Here is an 18,896-nt window from a genome sequence, read left to right as displayed (position 1 = left end):
CTCCCATATTGATGAAAGGAAATATTCATGGCGACCTATTTTGTTGGCGATATTCAAGGCTGTCTAGACGAACTATTGTTGTTACTCGATCAGGTCAGCTTTGATAAAGAAAAAGATCAACTTTGGTTAACTGGAGATCTTGTTGCTCGTGGACCAAAATCTTTAGAAACTCTTCGCTTTGTAAAATCATTAGATAAATCCGCCGTGACCATTCTTGGCAATCATGATCTTCATCTGCTCGCGGTATCTCAAGGTATTTCACGCATAAAAGAAAAAGATAAAACGGCCCCTATTTTTACCGCGCCTGATAGTGAAGAATTACTTACTTGGCTACGCCATCAACCATTATTAGCGACTCACGCTCAGCATAATATTGTCATGACTCATGCTGGGATCTCTCCGCAGTGGAATATAGAAACTGCCACTGAATGCGCTCGTGAAATTGAATCTGTTTTAGTTTCTGACAAATGGGTATGGTTATTAGAAAACATGTATGAGAATCAACCTGATTTATGGCAAAGCGATCTTACTGGTATAAACCGTTATCGTTACATAATTAACGCGTTTACACGTATGCGTTTCTGTTACCCAGACGGACGTCTAGATATGGAATGCAAACAGCCACCACAAGAATTATCTTCAGACGATAAAGAAAAACTAATTCCGTGGTTTGATCTTAACTCTCGACGCCCTCTTTCTCACACTGTGATTTTTGGTCATTGGGCTGCATTGATGGGTTATGAAAACAATGGCGTAATAGCATTAGATACAGGCTGTGTCTGGGGGGAATATATGACGATGTATCGAGTCGATGATGGACAATATTTCACACAAAAGGCGATAAGCTAGAAACTATACGCTTCGCTAACTAGAGACTATAAAAGCAAAAGATAGACGGCTTCGCCTTGAGAGCGCTTCGCTATAAGACGCAACAAGTTGTTTGAGGGGTAAGAAGCTCAAAAGCGAGAGCTCCTGAAACCTGCTTTTCTCTTTGCTTTTATTCCTCAGGGCGCAGCCTCCTTAAGCGAAGCGCCCTTTAGAACGAAGTTCGTCCTACTCTTACCTTTCTAACACCACAAATTCCATATCGTACTGATTCTTTTCATCTTTCAAATACATCTCAGAATGCGTCTGGTTCCACCCCTCTCCCCAATCAGGGAATTGAGTATCTCCATCAATATCAGCATCAATAAAGGTAAGATAAAGAGTATCAGCATCAGGTAAACACGCTTTATAGATAGAGCCACCACCAATGATCATTAGTTCTTCAATATCGCCTGCTGCCGTTTTCGCATCATTGATTGAAGTAACACAAGTTACCCCCTCAATATTTAAATTCTCATCACGACTTAATACGATATTTAAACGACCCGGTAATGGACGACCAATGGATTCATAAGTTTTACGCCCCATTACGATTGGCTTCCCCATTGTCGATTTTTTAAACCACATAAAATCAGCGGGTAAATGCCATGGCATTGTATTATCAATACCAATAATTCGATTCTTCGCCATTGCCGCAATCATACTAACTTTCACTGAATTTCCTTCTCATTAATTTTATTTATACGATTGATTTTCTTCGATAAAAAAGCAAACCAGGCATCGCTAACCCAATCGCTAGTGCTGCAATCGTAAATAAGGTTTTAATTAAATTATCGATCATCAGAGCCCACAATTCAGGAGAGTATCCTAAGTGATTTATCTCAACAACCGCAATCATCGCCTTAAAAGCAAAAACACCGGGGATCATTGGAATTAATGCCGCGACAGTAAAAACTTTAGGGTGAGCTAAAAAACGATGTGACCAATGAACACCAATCATACCCACCACTGTTGCTGCACATAATGTAGCCCACTCTAATGGTGCGCCATAATGCATTAATAAAAATCGAGTTCCATGCCCAATGGCACCACCAATCGCACAATATTTTAATGCTTTCACTGGCACATTAAAAACTAAAGCAAAACCGATCGCGGGGATCATTGCAAAAAACATGTCATTCAATAAGGCGAGGAATAATTCAAAAATAGACTGCATAGTTATATTATCCATTAGTCAATCCACCCCCACACGCCGACTAAATTCATTGCACCTACAATGCCAATACTGGTCGCCAAAGTAAGTAAAGTCGCAAATGTCCAACGTGCAATACCCATATTAACGTAACCTTTCACCATATCAGCAACCGCGTTGATCAATGGAAAACCAGGAACGAGCATCAAAACAGAGGATGCCATGGCAAGAAAAGGCGTATTACCTATATGATAAATAACCGCTTGAGAAGAAATAAGCGTAGTAACAAAGGCTGTAATACCAAAGTTAAGTAAAGGATTGAAATGTCGGTGTCCGATTTCTTGACGAACAATCATGCCCAAAGAAGAGGCCAAAAATGTCATCATAAAAACAGGCCAATCTCCACCAGCTAAGCGACTAAAGCTCGCGCAAGACAATCCAATCATAACGACAACTAACCAACGATTGTAACGTTCAGGACTAATATTATTTAACTTATGAGTCGCTTCATGACGATCTAATAACCCTTTTTCGGACATAATGCATATCCGTTGTATTTCCGTTATTGCTCTCATATTAATACCGCGATCAGGCGCTCTTCTCGCCGTCGTCACGCAATGTTCATTTATTACTGTCGTTATTACCAACGAACTGGCTGATAATGATATTTCAACCTCATCAGCCCCAACTGCAATCCCTAACCGTCGGCTCACATCTGAAACTAAGCTGCTTTCAGCGCCATGCTGAAGTAACATTTGTCCTGCCTTAGCCACTAAACGTGATATTTCCCTTTGCTGTTCTTCCATTTGAATTCGCAATAAATAACTTAATATAAAATGATTCTAATCTTTTCTCTTCTTACTTTTAATGACTTAAATAAAAAAAACCGCAACAAGTGCGGTTTTTTATAATAATTGTCTTGATTAAGACTTAATCACGGGCATAGATAACGTGACCATCATCTTCTTCGTCATCCCAATCATCATCGTCGTCACCGTCTTCAGTAACCACGTTTTTACCAGACATTGCGTCTTTATGATAATCATCCCACATGAAGTCGACTTTAAGCGCCGCTTTTTCTTCATCTGTCATGATTTCTTTAGGTAACGTATCCATAAAGTCAGAAAGTTCATTACACACTTCTTGAGTACCTGTACGGCTTACCGCAGCAATTTTGAAGTGAGCGCCTTCCCAAGCTAATGCTTCAAGGATCTCTGCGATCTTCTCATCGGCTTCAGCTTCAAGTAAGAGATCCGTTTTGTTAAACAATAACCAACGAGGTTTTCCAGCTACTTTCTCACTGTATCGCTCTAACTCATCAATGATCGTTAGGGCATTTTGAACAGGATCACTGCCATCAATAGGAAGAATATCGATCACGTGAAGCAATACACGACAACGCTCAAGGTGCTTCAAGAAACGAACACCAAGACCGGCACCTTCAGCAGCACCTTCAATCAGACCAGGAATATCAGCAATAACAAAACTCTTATTACCACGAGCACGTACTACACCTAAACTAGGGATAAGCGTCGTAAACGGATAATCAGCTACTTTTGGTTTTGCTGCAGATACTGCACGAATAAACGTTGATTTACCCGCATTTGGCAAGCCAAGCATACCAACATCAGCAAGAAGAAGAAGCTCTAGACGAAGTTCACGAACTTCACCCTTTGTTCCCATTGTCTTTTGACGAGGAGCACGGTTAACTGATGATTTAAAACGAGTATTACCTAAACCATGCCAGCCGCCTTTAGCTACCATGATCTTCATACCGTGAGCCATTAGCTCTGCAACTTTCTCGCCAGTATCAATATCGATAGCTCGCGTACCAACAGGTACTTTCAATGTAATATCTTCACCACGTCGGCCAGTACTATTCGTACCACCACCATTTTTACCACGCTCAGCATCATAGAAACGGTTAAAACGGTAATCGATTAGGGTATTTAGGTTTTCATCAGCTTCTAGGTAAACATCACCACCATCGCCGCCATCGCCGCCATCAGGGCCGCCTTTAGCTACGAATTTTTCACGCCAAAAACTAACAGTACCGTTACCGCCGTCGCCTGCATCTACTTTAATTGTCGCTTCATCAACGAATTTCATTTTCTTCTCCGAGCTGTAGCGTAAATACTCTTGTCATTATTGGGTACGGTTGGCTTATTAACTGTAGACCAAAATGATATGGTGAGAGTGGATCGTCAATGATCTTTACGTTACGTAATATATCAATATAGTCACTAGGTAAGTATTCTAGCATTTAAACTCATTAGTTATACCAACCTAAAAGAAGTATAAACGACAAAATAGTTAACTGGTGACTATCCATAAATAAAAAGCCCCGCCAGGTGGCAGGGCTTTTAAAATTAGTTTTTAAAAACGATTATTCAGCGTCGATAGAAACGAATTTACGGTTTTTAGGACCTTTAACTTCAAACTTCACTTTACCTTCAGATAGAGCGAAAAGAGTATGGTCTTTACCGATGCCTACGTTAGTACCAGCGTGGAATTTAGTACCACGTTGACGAACGATGATGTTACCTGCAAGAACAGATTCGCCACCGAAACGCTTAACACCAAGACGTTTACTTTCTGAATCGCGGCCGTTACGAGTAGAACCGCCAGCTTTTTTATGTGCCATTTTTTATTCTCCTTAAATTAAGCGCTGATGCCAGTGATTCTGACTTCAGTGAACCATTGACGATGGCCCTGTTGCTTACGAGAATGCTTACGACGACGGAACTTAACGATTTTAACTTTATCGCCACGACCGTGCTGAACTACTTCCGCAGTTACTTTACCGCCAGCTACTAGAGGTGCACCAACAGTGATTTCTTCACCGTTAGCAATCATAAGAACGTTGTCGAAATCAACTGTTGCGCCAGTCTCAACGTCTAATTTTTCCAAGCGAAGAGTTTGACCTTCACTTACACGGTGTTGTTTACCACCAGATTGGAAAACAGCGTACATATTTTACTCCGCTACTTTCGCACTACCATATATTTTGTTTACTCAACAATTTAGGTGTGCGTTAAACTTGTCATCAATAGGGTCCGGATTCTACGCGAATGATTTCAATCTGACAACCCAAAAATGAAGAAAAATGATGAAAAGATCGCCGACATACTCAATAAGCAATAAGGAGGTAATTTTCGACTGTATTGCCTACCCTACTTTAGTGTATTATTTGTTTAATCACTTATTACATTTAAGCCTGACTTAGGCCCTAACCTTGCTGGAATAATAATGGATTTTAAAGCTATCCAAGCCCTCACGGCTGATGACATGGCAATCGTAAATGAAACCATCTTGGCACAACTAAATTCTGATGTTGCGCTTATCAACCAACTTGGTTTTTACATTGTAAGTGGAGGCGGTAAACGTCTGCGCCCAGTTCTTGCCATTTTATCTGCAAAAGCACTTGGATACGAAGGTAAAGACCACACAATGGCAGCCGCCTTTATTGAATTTATTCATACGGCAACATTACTTCATGATGATGTTGTTGATGAATCAGATATGCGTCGTGGTAAAGCCACTGCGAATGCTGAATTTGGTAATGCCGCTAGTGTACTTGTTGGTGACTTTATCTACACTCGTTCATTCCAAATGATGACGAGCTTAGGATCAATAAAGATCCTTAGCTTAATGAGTGAATCCGTCAATGTGATCGCAGAAGGTGAAGTGCTTCAATTAATGAACTGCAATGATCCTAATACAACTGAAGAAAGCTACATGCAAGTGATCTATTCTAAGACTGCACGTTTATTTGAAGCAGCGACGCAGATCGGCGCGATCCTAAATAATGCATCACCAGAAATAGAAACGGCTTTACAGAATTACGGTAAATATCTTGGTACCGCTTTTCAACTTATCGATGATGTCATGGATTACACCTCTGACGGCGAAGACATGGGTAAAAACGTTGGCGATGATCTCGCAGAAGGCAAACCAACACTTCCTTTATTACATGCCATGAACAACGGTAACGCTGAGCAAGCAGCAATGATCCGTCATGCTATAGAGCAAGGTAATGGACTGGATAAACTCGATCCTATTTTAGCCTGTATGAAAGAAGTGGGTTCACTAGAATATACAAAACAAAAAGCAGATGAAGAAGCGGACAAAGCAATCGCTGAACTTTCTATTATTCCAGAATCTGAATACAAAGAAGCATTAAAAGCACTTGCTCATCTTGCTGTTAAACGCAGCAAATAAGGCTTTTATATCAAGATAAAATAAAAGGGCTGATACTTTTAATAAGTATCAGCCCTTTTCTATTTAAAGATATCTACGTATGCATTAAGAATTTACTTAATAAATTCTTCGCCAATTTTAATATCCGCTTTTAACGTATCTAGCATGCTATCTAGTGCATCTTGTTCAAAAGTACTTAATTCGCCATAGTGTTGAATCTCTTCAACACCATTTTTACCAAGAAGAATTGGTTGCGCGAAGAAACGAGCGTGTTCACCATTGCCTTCAACATACGCACATTCTACAACCCCTTTCTCACCACTAAGCGCTTTTACTAGTGATAAACCAAAGCGACATGCCGCTTGGCCCATTGAAAGTGTCGCAGAACCGCCACCGGCTTTAGCTTCCACAACTTCCGTTCCTGCATTTTGAATGCGCGGTGTTAATGCTGCCACTTCTTCAGCGGTGAACTCAACACCCTCAACTTGTGAAAGCAGAGGAAGAATCGTAACACCAGAATGCCCACCAATAACAGGAACACGGATCTCTCCTGGATTTTTACCTTTTAACTCAGCGACAAACGTCTCTGAACGGATCACATCCAGTGTGGTTACGCCAAACAATTTATTTTTATCGTATACCCCTGCTTTTTTTAATACTTCAGCAGCAATTGCCACGGTTGTATTAACAGGGTTAGTAATAATACCAATGCATGCCTTTGGACAAGTCACTGCAATTTTTTCAGCCAATGACTTAACAATACCCGCATTAATATTGAAAAGATCTGAACGATCCATTCCTGGCTTACGAGCAACACCAGCAGAAATTAAAACAACATCAGCGCCTTCAAGTGCTGGTGTTGGATCTTCTCCGCAATACCCTTTAATTGAAACTGGTGTTGGGATATGACTAAGATCCGCAGCAACCCCAGGGGTTACTGGTGCAATATCATAAAGAGCAAGATCCGAGCCGGCTGGTAATCGATTCTTAAGAAGTAATGCTAATGCTTGTCCGATGCCTCCAGCGGCGCCAATAACAGCAACTTTCATGTTCGTTCTCCTTGAGGTAGTAGAGGTATATTTTTTTATTATTAATTTATTTTCAAACTAAAAGTGACGTTATAGCAAGCTCAAATGAAATTCAATGCTATTCGCTTCGCTTTGCGACCTTACGCAATGACATACGATCCGTGCTACAAATTCTCTATCTATTATATAAATATAACATCGGTAATTATTCACAAAAACGACGTTTTGATTTGCCGATAGTTAAATATTTATGCGAGAATAGTAAGAATTATTGCAAAAAGAATCAAAACAGCATGCGAAATAATGAAAAACAAGAACGACTAGTTAAAGAATTTAAATCGATTCTAAAAGCAGAGCGATTTGGTTCCCAAGGTGAAATTGTCGATGCCCTTCGTATATCAGGTTTTGACAATATCAATCAATCAAAAGTATCTCGAATGCTCACTAAGTTCGGGGCCGTACGCACACGTAATGCAAAAATGGAAATGGTCTACTGCCTACCAATAGAGTTAGGCGTTCCAACGGTTTCTAGTTCTCTACGTGAACTGGTTATGGACGTTGATTACAACAGTGCATTAGTGGTTATCCATACCGGCCCAGGTGCTGCTCAATTAATTGCTCGTTTATTAGATTCCCTAGGAAAAGCCGAAGGTATTTTAGGCGTAGTTGCTGGTGATGATACTATTTTTATCACTCCTACGCGTAACATCGAAATTAAAACGTTATTTGATTCAGTCTGTGACCTTTTTGAATACAGCATCTAAATAAACCCTCACAAAAGATCACCTTTAATTTATAAACGTGATCTTTAGCTCTCCTCTTTTTCTTCACTCCCCCTTAAATCTAGTCATTAGATTGTTAAATAAATACGCAATATAAACTGTCAAAGCTATCAATAGTTGTTTATTTCACACTTTTGATAGTTTTTAATTAACACAGTTTTAAAATACTCGCATTAGTTTGGTATCATTCGTACGCCATTTCTGTAACAGGAAATTTAAAACACTTTGAATATGAAGTGAATAAATAATGCGTCTTACTTTCTACGATCTAATATTAAGAACGATGAACAGTAAAGAAGCAACATAATAAGGAAGGGAATAACATGGCATTGAAAAACTTAATTAAAGTAAGTGCAGTTGCAGCAGCAATGCTTGGTGCTGGCATGGGAACCGCAAGCGCTCAAGAATTTATTACAATTGGTACTGGTTCTGTCACCGGTGTTTACTACCCAACGGGTGGTGCTATTTGTAAGTTAGTGAATAAAGATCGTAAAGAGCATAATGTTCGTTGTTCTGTTGAGTCCACTGGTGGTTCAATTTATAACGTAAATACTATCCGTTCTGGTGAACTTGATTTTGGTATCGTGCAATCAGATTGGCAATACCATGGCTATAACGGCACAAGTAAATTTGAAACTCAAGGTCCTTACAAGAAACTACGTGCAATGTTCTCTCTTCATACAGAACCTTTTAACATCATTGCTCGTTCTGATTCAGGTATCAACGACGTTTCTGATTTAGCAGGAAAACGCGTTAACATTGGTAATCCAGGCTCTGGTGACCGTGCAACAATGGGTGTTGTGATGGATGCAATGGGCTGGACAAACGACAGCTTTAAACTTGCATCGGAACTAAAAGGATCTGAGCGTTCACAAGCACTTTGTGATAATAAAATTGATGCCTTCATCTACATGGTTGGTCATCCAAATGGCTCAATCAAAGAAGCAACAACATCGTGTGATGCTAAATTAGTTCCTGCTACTGGTCCTAAGATCGATAAGATTGTTGCAGATAACCCTTATTACGCTTACACAACCGTTCCTGCTGGCATGTACCGCGGAACAGAAGGCGATGTAAATAGCTTTGGTGTTGCAGCTACGATGGTTACGACATCAGACGTATCAGATGAAGTCGCTTACAGTGTTGCAAAAGCTGTATTTGAAAACTTTAATACCTTCAAGCGTCTTCACCCTGCGTTTGCTACGCTGAAAAAAGAAGACATGGTTAAAGCGGGGATTTCTATTCCATTGCATCCTGGTGCGGTGAAATATTACAAAGAAGTTGGTCTACTAAAATAGTTCCCTTCTATACAACTCAACGTTAATTAAAAAACTGGGTTGTCTAAATCAAAGAGGCTAAATAGTCTCTTTGATTCTTCGCAACACCATCTGATCTTTTTACATAACGGACAATAATCAATAATAAAACGGATTTGAAGATCATCTCTTTTTAGCCTATACATTGGCTTATATTCAACAATCTAATACTTAATGATTAAGTGTTAGCTTCGACCATCACTAAGGAAAAGTACATGACGCAGTCGTCTAATACGTCACAAGATGTGCAAGAAATGGTGGCCCAATCAGATACTGGTGCTCGTTCACCTGAAGGATTATCTGGCCGAATTTTATGGTTTGTTCCACTATGTTGGTCTTTATTCCAACTTTGGTATGCCTCCCCTTTACCGTTTATTTTCAATTTCGGCATACTGAATGATACTGAAGCTCGATCGGTGCATTTAGCCTTCGCCATCTTTTTAGCTTTTACTGCTTACCCTGCACTTAAAAACTCACCAAGAGATCGTATTCCCGTTATCGATTGGATACTTGCTTTTGCTGGTAGTTTTTCTGCCGCTTATATCTATATTTTTTATACTCAGCTCGCAGAACGTTCAGGGGCACCAACAACACCAGATATCATCGCCTCAGTCGTGGGTATGGTCTTATTATTAGAAGCAACTCGACGCGCTTTAGGCCCTCCATTAATGGTCGTGGCTGCCGTCTTCTTGCTTTACACTTTTGCTGGCCCACACATGCCTGATGTTATCGCGCATAAGGGAGCCAGTTTAAATAAAGCCATGTCACATTTATGGCTAACCACTGAGGGAGTCTTTGGTGTTGCCTTAGGTGTCTCAACCTCTTTTGTTTTTTTATTTGTACTCTTTGGTGCCATGCTAGAAAAAGCCGGAGCGGGTGCTTACTTCATTAAAGTTGCCTTTTCTCTGTTAGGTCATATGAAAGGAGGCCCAGCAAAAGCGGCCGTTGTGGCTTCAGGTTTATCAGGCCTTGTTTCTGGCTCATCGATTGCAAACGTCGTAACAACAGGTACTTTTACCATTCCATTAATGAAACGAGTCGGTTTCTCTGGTGAAAAAGCCGGTGCCGTCGAAGTTGCCGCCTCTACCAATGGGCAGTTAACGCCACCAATCATGGGTGCAGCCGCCTTTTTAATGGTTGAATATGTTGGTATTTCTTATGTTGAGGTTATTAAAGCCGCTTTATTGCCTGCTTTAATTTCTTATATTGCTCTTCTTTATATTGTTCATCTTGAAGCCTGTAAAGCAGGTATGAAAGGCTTACCTCGCCGCCATACACCAACCTTAGTTCATAGCCTATTATCCTTTACTGGTACGATTCTTGGCCTTTGTGTGCTTAGTGCTGCTGTTTATTATGGTATCGGTTGGACTAAAGATGTCTTTGGTGACGCCGCAACCCCTATTGTTACCGTTGCACTGCTACTTTCTTATGTCGGATTAACTAGCATCTCTGCTAAATACCAAGAACATGCGATGATGGCGATTGACGAAGAACTAACTGAAGTACCCGATCCAGGACCAACCATCAAGTCCGGTCTTCATTTCTTATTACCGATTGTCGTTCTCGTTTGGTGTTTAACGGTTGAACGCTTCTCGCCGGGTTTGTCTGCTTTCTGGGCATCCGTGTTTATGATATTCATTCTCCTGACTCAACGCCCATTAATTGGTTTCTTTACTAAAGAAGGCACACTTGTTAATCAAATAAAACAAGGGGTTGATGATCTGCTCGAAAGCTTAGTGTCTGGTGCCAGAAACATGATTGGTATTGGCGTTGCAACGGCGGCGGCAGGTATTGTCGTTGGTGTGGTTACCTTAACGGGCATTGGTCTTGTTATGACGGATTTTGTTGAATTTATCTCGGGTGGCAGCATTATTCTTATGTTGTTATTTACCGCGGTAATCAGCTTAATTTTAGGCATGGGGCTACCAACGACAGCAAACTACATTGTCGTATCAACCTTAATGGCTCCCGTTATCGTAACGCTAGGAGCCGCTCACGGATTAATTATTCCATTAATAGCAGTGCATTTATTTGTGTTCTATTTTGGTATTTTAGCCGATGACACGCCCCCCGTGGGTCTCGCCGCTTTTGCCGCTGCTGCCATAGCAAAATCGGATCCAATCCGTACTGGTATCCAAGGGTTCACTTACGATATTCGTACCGCTATATTGCCTTTCATGTTTGTCTTTAATACCCAATTACTATTAATGGGCATTGATTCTTGGTGGCATTTAGCATTAACCATTATTTCCTCCATCATCGCAATGTTAACTTTTTCCGCTGCGACACAAGGTTGGTGGTTTACGAAAACAAAATGGTGGGAAGTTGTTTTACTATTACTCATCACTTTCTCACTATTTCGTCCTGGTTTTTGGTGGGATCAAATCTATCCAGCCAAAGATTATTACCAAGGTATTGAGATCGCTCAACTTGCAGAAGAGTTAAATGTGGGACAATCACTCACCTTAGAAGTCTCTGGAGAAAATCTAGAAGGTAATATCGTAAGTAAAACGGTACGTTTACCTTTTGACGATCGAGCGGTAACTGGTGAAGAACGCGTAAGCTCTATGGGGCTAATGCTGTCTAAAGTCGATAATAAAATGATCGTCGACATGGTCGAATTCGGCAGTCCAGCGGAAGCTTCAGGAATAGATTTTGATTGGGAAATAACGAATGTGGTTCTTGATGCAGAGCGTCCACTAAAAGAATGGGTATTTATTCCAACTCTTCTTCTACTGTTTGCACTGGGCTTTAATCAGCGTCGCCGAGCGAAAAAGGAAAACTTGGCCGCATAAATTAATGAATGGAATCTAAGGGGAGAATAACTCCCCTAATTAGGTAATAAAAATTATGTATAAACAAATTTTGGTTCCAGTAGATTTAAACGATAAAGGCTTTGCTGATAAAGCGGTTGAAATGGCAGTTTGGCACGCAAAACACTCTAATGCTGAATTACATTTGCTTAACGTATTACCGGGGATCCATATGTCGATGGTATCGACCTATTTTCCTAAAGGTGCAGCGAAACAAATGAAAGAAGATGTATCAAAACAGTTAAATGAATTTGCGGCTAAATTTGTGGATGATGATGTGGTATACAGAGTGCATGTTGCCGAAGGGAAACCTTATGTCACTATTTTAGATTATGCTGAACGTTTAGGTGCCGATTTGATTGTGATGCCAAGCCATAAACGATCTAAAATTGATAAAGTTATGCTGGGTTCTGTGGCGAGTAAAGTTGTCGAAAACTCACCAATTAACGTGATGGTTGTCAAACCTCAAGGTTAATCTCCCCTATTTGATACAAAAAAGGAGCCTTTCGGCTCCTTTTTTTATTTTTAAATTCAACTATTGCTTAGGCAGTGTTTTGTAATCCGGTCTTACTGGAGCAATATCCATGGCATCTAGAACACCGGCTTTTGCTTCTGGATAAAACTCACAAGGAGCAAATAAACTGATGAATTTATCGGTCTCTGGATGATAAAAACTCAGTTCGGCAGAGTGTAATTGTAATCGGTCTGAGAACGCTAGAGCCTCTTTAGACGCGTAAAACTCATCGCCAACAATCTCATGCCCTTCTTCCATCATATGCACTCGTAGTTGATGAGAGCGTCCTGTAATAGGAAGTAAACGAACCAATGTCGTTTTCTCTTCAACTTGAATCACTTCATAACCCGTTTGTGACGATTTTCCGTGTTCATAGCAGACTTTCTGTCGTGGTCGATTTGGCCAATCACAAATCAAGGGTAAATCAATCTGCCCTTCAACCTTCTCAACATTCCCCCATACCCGTGCATAATACACTTTATGAGTTAACCGATATTGAAACTGCTTTTTAATGTGTCTTTCTGCTTCTTTATAAAGCGCAAATATCATTAACCCCGATGTCGACATATCCAAACGATGTACAAGTTGAGCATCAGGAAACTCAGCAACAACACGCGACCAAACACTGTCATAGTGCTCCGGTGCTCGGCCAGGGTTAGACAGTAACCCCGCCGGTTTATTCACCGCAAGAATCGCTTCATCTTGATAGACAATATCAAGCGGTTCCATTGGTGGATTATACTCAAGCATTGCCATGATTAGTTATGGCTCACAACAATCAAACGCAATGAATCAAGCTGTACCTGTGCTTTTCCAATATACGCAGAAAGTTCACTCATTTGAGTTTCGATCTGAGTTAACTCTTCATCTCGTATGTTTGGATTTACGGCCTTTAATGCTTGTAAACGATCTAATTCCGCATTTAACGCCGTTTTCATCTCAGCATTCGCATCAACACGAACGGCTTCAATTCGGTCTTCAATACTAACTTCTGCCGTATCAATCAATGCATGAATTTCTTTTTGCACTGAATTCACTAATTTACTCGCCATATGACGATTAACAGGACTTAGCTGACGGTTGAAGCTTTCAAATTCAACTTGAGCAGAAAGATCATTACCTTTACTGTCCATCATCAAACGAATAGGCGTCTTCGGTAAGAATCGTCCTATGCCACTTTTCTTAGGCGCTTGTGCATCTACCACATAAATCAATTCAAGCAATAGAGTACCCGCTGGTAAGGCTTTATTTTTCAATAAAGACACTGCAGTTGCACCTACGCCTTCAGTCAGAACTAAATCAATACCCCCTTGGATCATTGGGTGTTCCCAGCTGATCAAGTTCATGTCTTCACGAGAAAGAGCCGTTTTACGATCAAACGTAATCGTACAGCCTTCATAAGGAAGACCGGGGTAACTTGATACCAACATATTTTCAGCTGGCGTAACAACAATGGCGTTTTCACCTTTGTCGTCTTGATTCAAACCAATCGTATCGAACAGGTTCAAAGCAAAATTAACCAAATGTATGTCACCGTCTGTCGCAGCAATTTTCTCTGCAAGTTCTTTCGCTTTATTGCCACCGTTTGAATGCACTTCTAACAAACGATCTCGACCTTGCTCTAACTGCGCTTTTAATTCTTTGTTTAGTGCCGCGGATTCTTCGATCAGTGGCTCTAATCCATCTGATTTACCCGTAGCCAAAATCGCAATGATCGTATCAGAGAATTTTTCATACACAGCGCGACCTGTTGGGCACGTTTCACCAAAAGCATTCAACCCTTCGTCAAACCAACGCGCTAATAATTCTTGAGATGTACCTTGCAAATAAGGAACATGAATATCAATATCACGCTTTTGACCAATACGATCCAAACGACCAATACGTTGCTCAAGTAAGTCAGGATTGAAAGGTAAATCAAACATCACTAATTGATTAGCAAACTGGAAGTTACGTCCTTCTGAACCGATTTCAGAACAGATAAGAACCTGAGCGCCACCTTCTTCTTGTGCAAAGTAAGCCGCGGCTTTATCTCGCTCAATAATCGACATCCCTTCATGGAAAACAGTACCACGAATACCCTCACGTTCACGTAACGCTTGCTCTAGTTGCAACGCCGTTGAAGCTCGAGAAGCGATGATTAATACTTTCTCGTTACGGTTTTCTTTCAGTAATTCAAGCAACCAGTTAACGCGAGGATCAAACTGCCACCACGTTGCACTATCGCCTTCAAATTCTTGGAAGATCTCTTCTGGATACAACATTTTCATTGCACGAGCTTCATTACTCATGCGACCACCCATCATTGTCGCTACACGCATAGAGGTTGCGTATTGTGGTGGTAACGCCATTGGCATTAAATTGAGATTACGTTGTGGGAACCCTTTAATTGCCGCACGTGTATTACGGAATAGCACACGACCAGTACCATGACGGTCCATTAAGTTATCGACTAATTCTTGACGTATTTGGCTTTGCTGTTCTTTAGAACCATCAGATTCAATAATTCTAAACAATGGCTCCACGTCTTGCTCTGAAAGCAATTCAGCAATACGATTCTTCGCGTCGTTTGATAATTTATCGCCACTCATCAACGCGGTAACCGCATCAGCAACTGGCTGATATTGGCGCTCTTCTTCAACAAACGCATCGTAATCATAGAAACGATCTGGATCTAATAGACGCAGACGAGCAAAGTGACTTTCGTGACCTAATTGTTCAGGTGTTGCCGTTAGCAGCAAAACACCCGCCGTTTCTTCTGCAATCGCTTCAATAACTTGATATTCACGGCTTGGTTTTGTTTGGTTCCATTCAAGGTGATGCGCTTCATCAACAACAAGAAGATCCCAATCGGCTTCAACCACTTGCTCAAAACGACGCTTACTTCTGCGAATAAAATCCAATGAACACAACACTAATTGCGCGGTATCGAATGGATTTTCAGAATCCGCATACGACTCAATACAACGCTCTTCATCAAAAATAGAAAAATGAAGATTAAAACGACGCATCATTTCAACAAGCCATTGATGTTGTAGTGTTTCAGGAACAACGATCAATACACGCTCAGCACGACCAGAAAGCACTTGCTGATGAATAATCATACCCGCTTCAATCGTTTTACCTAAACCGACTTCATCAGCCAATAAAACACGAGGGGCATAACGACGCCCTACTTCATGAGCAATGAATAACTGATGTGGGATCAAACCTGCACGCATACCACATAAACCACGCATTGGGTTTTTATGTTGCTCATACTGGTTTTGAAGTGCACGAAAACGCAATGCAAAACGATCCATACGATCAATTTGGCCTGCAAATAACTTATCTTGAGGTTTATTAAAACGGATCTGATGACTTAATAACGTTTCACGAAGAACAACGTTCACTTCATCCGTATCTGTACGAGTTCCGATGTACGTTAATAGTCCACCGTCTTCAATAACATCTTCGACTTCAAGTGACCAACCTTCGTGACTTTCAATTGTATCGCCCTTATTGAACGTCACTCGAGTAATAGGTGCATCATGTTTTGCGTATAAACGATTTTCTTCTGATGCGGCAAAAAGGACAGAGACGGTTCTATCGTCAACAGCAACCACTGTTCCTAAACCCAAATCACTTTCTGTATCACTAATCCAACGTTGGCCCAAAGCAAATGACATAGTGGTAACGCACCTCAAAATTAATTAATTTATTTTATATAGAGTGAGAATTTCATGATGAACCGAGAATAGACAACCGTAAATGGCGAGGTTCAAAAGGGCGCTAATGTTACTGTATGACAGCACTTAGGTCACGCCTATTTATCATAAAAGTGAGTGTAGTTGATTATACTAAACTTGAGTCGAAAAAGTTTACTTAACCGCTTGTAAATATCGGGTTAATTCAGGGGGAGTATCTTGTGTCATTATCTCTGACATTTTGCCATAACTGAGTATTTTATGATGACAAACAAAGGCATAACCTGACGCTAATTCCTTCGCATCTTGTAAGCTATGAGTAACCATTAATACCGTAAGCTGTTGAGTTTTAATCAAGGTTCTGATTAATACGATCATCTCTTCTCGTAACATAGGATCAAGTGCCGAAAACGGCTCATCTAATAACAACACAGGTTTGTTATGGACCAAACAACGAGCTAACGCGACACGCTGCTTTTGGCCTCCAGAAAGTTGCTCAGGTAAACGCAGTAATAGTTCGTCAACACCAACCTGTTGAGCCGCATAAATAACGCGTTCTTTTTCTTCATCATTGAGACGAAGATTCGCTTTAATTCCCAATCCAATATTGTCCGCTATCGATAAATGCGCAAACAAATTATGCTCTTGAAATAACATAGACAAAGGGCGCTGATGAGGCGCAAGGGAAAGAACAGAATGGCCGTTAATGGCAATATCACCCAATTCTGGATTAATGAACCCAGCCAATAAGCTAAGCAGTGTACTTTTCCCTGCACCACTAGGCCCAAGAATAGCAACGACTTCACCTTGTTTAACTGACATATCAAACTCAAAAATCTCAGAATGATAGCGATATTTTACATTAGAAAAAGTCAGCATTACACATTCTCTCTTTGTAGATTCTTTGATGAAAAAAGCCATTCAACCGTACTAAACACACCCACACTTAATAAGAGTAAACAAAGTGAAACCACCGCAGCCGCTTCCATTTGATAACTGCCTAATAATTGAAATAAATATAGCGGCAATGTCCTAAAATCCTGACTACCAAAAAGCGCTATCGCACTTAAATCACCCATTGATAAAATAAAAGCAATGGCAAAGGCATGAGCCATCGGTTTTCTTAACCCTCTCCACTCAATTAAGCGAAAACGAGTAAAACCATTAAGTCCTAAACTCGCACACAATAACTGATATTGCTGTGCCATATGCAATAAAGGTTGAGCAAGCGTCTTTATGACGTATGGAAGCGCCATAAGTGCATTGACTAAAATGACGATCCAAATAGCCATACTAAATACATCAGTGATGTTTTTAAGCAACAAAAACAACCCCGTGCTAATAACCAATCCTGGGGTAACTAAAATCATAGTACCAATTAAATCTAATTTATCCGCCAAAAAACGCTGATGATTAAGCCTTAACGCTCGGGTGGTATGAAGCAATAAAACCCCAAAAACCATCGCTAATAGCGCCGCACAGAAAGCAACAATGAATGAATTAGCGAATGCTGACCAAAAAGCACTAGAGGTCATCACCGTAATAACTTCAGAATTTATCCCACTAATAACAACCATGAGTAATGGAGGTAAAATAAACAGAGTAAGTAATATAATCCACCCTTTATCCCACAACTTTTGTCTCTTTGAGTCTTGATAGATAATGGGCTTACCTAGCGTTGCACTGTCAACGGCAATCGACGTAGAAAACCGTTGAATACACAGCGATAATCCTGCGCATAACAACATTTGCCATAACGCTAAAATAGCGCCGGCCTGTAAATCAAAATCAAATTTAATGGCTTGGTAAATAGCAAGTTCAATCGTGGTTGATTTTGGTCCTCCACCTAATGCCATTACGGTTGCAAAACTGGTAAAGCAAAGCATGAACACCAAGCCTGCAACATGCGGAAATTGTTGTTTTACTCTTGGCCATGCAACAACGTTAAATTTATTCCATCCAGTCAATCCTAGATGAGCAGAAAGCTGATGTTGCTCCATCGGTATACTGTCTAATGATTGTAAAAACAAACGAGTTGCAAAAGGATAATTAAAGAACACATGCGCGAGTAAAATGCCATTTAATCCATAAATAGAAAACGGCAATTTACCACCAAAAAATGCAAACACCTTAGCTAAGAGACCGCTGTTTCCATAAATAGCAAGTAAACCAAAAACCCCTACTAACACAGGTAAAACCAAGGTCGTCGCACACAACTTTAATAACAGACCGCGTCCTAAAAAAGAGCGACGAGATAGTGCATATGCTGTCGGAACCGCAAGTACCACACTAAACAACGTAGACAGGGTTGCTTGATAAAAACTAAATTTGGTTATATGAATATAATAAGGATCGGACCAAATTAAACTGACATTGATACTGGGTGACGCGATTAATAATGCACCAATAGCTCCGCCAACAAAAATAACAATCACAGTAGCGATCATATAGCCGATATAGGGAATAGAATTTAAGGGATTCGTTTTCATGATGTTATCTATCTGTCCCAAAAAGAAACGTACGTATTATACGTCTCTTTT

The 18,896-nt window shown here is 40.5% G+C and carries 18 protein-coding genes; 6 read left to right on the top strand and 12 right to left on the bottom strand.

What is annotated here, in order from left to right; translation table 11 throughout:
• Positions 1-27: 27 nt before the first annotated feature.
• Positions 28-849 carry a symmetrical bis(5'-nucleosyl)-tetraphosphatase gene (locus A6E04_RS17625; RefSeq protein WP_065611985.1) on the top strand — a complete coding sequence of 274 codons (822 nt, stop codon included), beginning with the start codon at positions 28-30 and terminating at the stop codon, positions 847-849.
• A 210-nt stretch (positions 850-1,059) separates the two neighbouring features.
• Here A6E04_RS17625 and folA read toward each other — a convergent pair whose 3' ends face one another.
• The 7 genes from folA to rplU form a co-directional block, all read right to left on the bottom strand.
• Positions 1,060-1,539, bottom strand: coding sequence for a type 3 dihydrofolate reductase (folA, locus tag A6E04_RS17620; RefSeq protein WP_065611984.1), 480 nt, complete (start codon positions 1,537-1,539; stop codon positions 1,060-1,062).
• Positions 1,540-1,564: 25 nt separating this feature from the next.
• Complete coding sequence (locus A6E04_RS17615) at positions 1,565-2,056, bottom strand: threonine/serine exporter family protein (protein ID WP_065611983.1); 492 nt, start codon at positions 2,054-2,056, stop codon at positions 1,565-1,567.
• A complete protein-coding gene (locus tag A6E04_RS17610) occupies positions 2,056-2,823 on the bottom strand; it encodes a threonine/serine exporter family protein (RefSeq protein ID WP_065611982.1) in 768 nt (255 codons plus the stop codon). The genes A6E04_RS17615 and A6E04_RS17610 overlap by 1 nt, the downstream gene beginning before the upstream one ends.
• A 124-nt stretch (positions 2,824-2,947) precedes the next feature.
• Entirely contained in the window at positions 2,948-4,126 is a 1,179-nt protein-coding gene (gene cgtA, locus A6E04_RS17605) for an Obg family GTPase CgtA (protein ID WP_012549190.1), read from the bottom strand.
• A complete protein-coding gene (locus A6E04_RS21360; RefSeq protein ID WP_023604396.1) occupies positions 4,113-4,280 on the bottom strand; it encodes a hypothetical protein in 168 nt (55 codons plus the stop codon). The genes cgtA and A6E04_RS21360 overlap by 14 nt, the downstream gene beginning before the upstream one ends.
• A 123-nt stretch (positions 4,281-4,403) precedes the next feature.
• Positions 4,404-4,661 carry a 50S ribosomal protein L27 gene (gene rpmA / locus A6E04_RS17600; RefSeq protein WP_012549189.1) on the bottom strand — a complete coding sequence of 86 codons (258 nt, stop codon included), beginning with the start codon at positions 4,659-4,661 and terminating at the stop codon, positions 4,404-4,406.
• Positions 4,662-4,678: 17 nt separating this feature from the next.
• A complete protein-coding gene (rplU, locus tag A6E04_RS17595) occupies positions 4,679-4,990 on the bottom strand; it encodes a 50S ribosomal protein L21 (RefSeq protein WP_012549188.1) in 312 nt (103 codons plus the stop codon).
• A gap of 276 nt (positions 4,991-5,266) precedes the next feature.
• Between rplU and ispB the strand changes: the two genes are divergently transcribed.
• Positions 5,267-6,238, top strand: a complete 972-nt coding sequence (ispB, locus tag A6E04_RS17590) for an octaprenyl diphosphate synthase (protein WP_017021529.1) — start codon at positions 5,267-5,269, stop codon at positions 6,236-6,238.
• A gap of 92 nt (positions 6,239-6,330) precedes the next feature.
• Here the strand turns inward: ispB and mdh are convergent, their stop codons facing one another.
• Entirely contained in the window at positions 6,331-7,266 is a 936-nt protein-coding gene (mdh, locus tag A6E04_RS17585; protein WP_023604395.1) for a malate dehydrogenase, read from the bottom strand.
• A gap of 272 nt (positions 7,267-7,538) precedes the next feature.
• On the opposite strand from mdh, the gene argR reads away from it, so the two are divergent.
• The 4 genes from argR to A6E04_RS17565 all read left to right on the top strand — a co-directional run bounded on the left by argR (position 7,539) and on the right by A6E04_RS17565 (position 12,631).
• The gene (gene argR, locus A6E04_RS17580; RefSeq protein ID WP_012549185.1) at positions 7,539-8,009 is read left to right on the top strand and encodes a transcriptional regulator ArgR; all 471 of its coding nucleotides are present in this window, start codon (positions 7,539-7,541) and stop codon (positions 8,007-8,009) included.
• A 341-nt stretch (positions 8,010-8,350) separates the two neighbouring features.
• Positions 8,351-9,325 carry a TAXI family TRAP transporter solute-binding subunit gene (locus tag A6E04_RS17575; RefSeq protein ID WP_065611981.1) on the top strand — a complete coding sequence of 325 codons (975 nt, stop codon included), beginning with the start codon at positions 8,351-8,353 and terminating at the stop codon, positions 9,323-9,325.
• A gap of 233 nt (positions 9,326-9,558) precedes the next feature.
• A complete protein-coding gene (locus A6E04_RS17570) occupies positions 9,559-12,138 on the top strand; it encodes a TRAP transporter permease (RefSeq protein ID WP_023604394.1) in 2,580 nt (859 codons plus the stop codon).
• Between the two features lie 55 nt (positions 12,139-12,193).
• Positions 12,194-12,631 (top strand): universal stress protein, encoded by a 438-nt coding sequence (locus A6E04_RS17565; RefSeq protein WP_012549182.1) that lies wholly within the window; start codon positions 12,194-12,196, stop codon positions 12,629-12,631.
• A gap of 60 nt (positions 12,632-12,691) precedes the next feature.
• Here the strand turns inward: A6E04_RS17565 and A6E04_RS17560 are convergent, their stop codons facing one another.
• The 4 genes from A6E04_RS17560 to thiP form a co-directional block, all read right to left on the bottom strand.
• Positions 12,692-13,426, bottom strand: coding sequence for a pseudouridine synthase (locus tag A6E04_RS17560; RefSeq protein WP_023604393.1), 735 nt, complete (start codon positions 13,424-13,426; stop codon positions 12,692-12,694).
• Between the two features lie 2 nt (positions 13,427-13,428).
• A complete protein-coding gene (gene rapA / locus A6E04_RS17555) occupies positions 13,429-16,338 on the bottom strand; it encodes an RNA polymerase-associated protein RapA (RefSeq protein ID WP_065611980.1) in 2,910 nt (969 codons plus the stop codon).
• 192 nt (positions 16,339-16,530) lie between these two features.
• Positions 16,531-17,235: a thiamine ABC transporter ATP-binding protein gene (gene thiQ / locus A6E04_RS17550; protein ID WP_023604392.1), complete on the bottom strand. Its 705-nt coding sequence runs from the start codon at positions 17,233-17,235 to the stop codon at positions 16,531-16,533.
• A complete protein-coding gene (thiP, locus tag A6E04_RS17545) occupies positions 17,235-18,845 on the bottom strand; it encodes a thiamine/thiamine pyrophosphate ABC transporter permease ThiP (protein WP_065611979.1) in 1,611 nt (536 codons plus the stop codon). Before thiP ends, thiQ begins: the two co-directional genes overlap by 1 nt.
• Between the last annotated feature and the right edge of the window lie 51 nt (positions 18,846-18,896).

The sequence above is a fragment of the Aliivibrio logei genome (genome assembly GCF_001691055.1).
GTDB classification, from domain to species: domain Bacteria; phylum Pseudomonadota; class Gammaproteobacteria; order Enterobacterales; family Vibrionaceae; genus Aliivibrio; species Aliivibrio salmonicida.
This window is presented reverse-complemented; position numbering and strand designations above follow the sequence as displayed.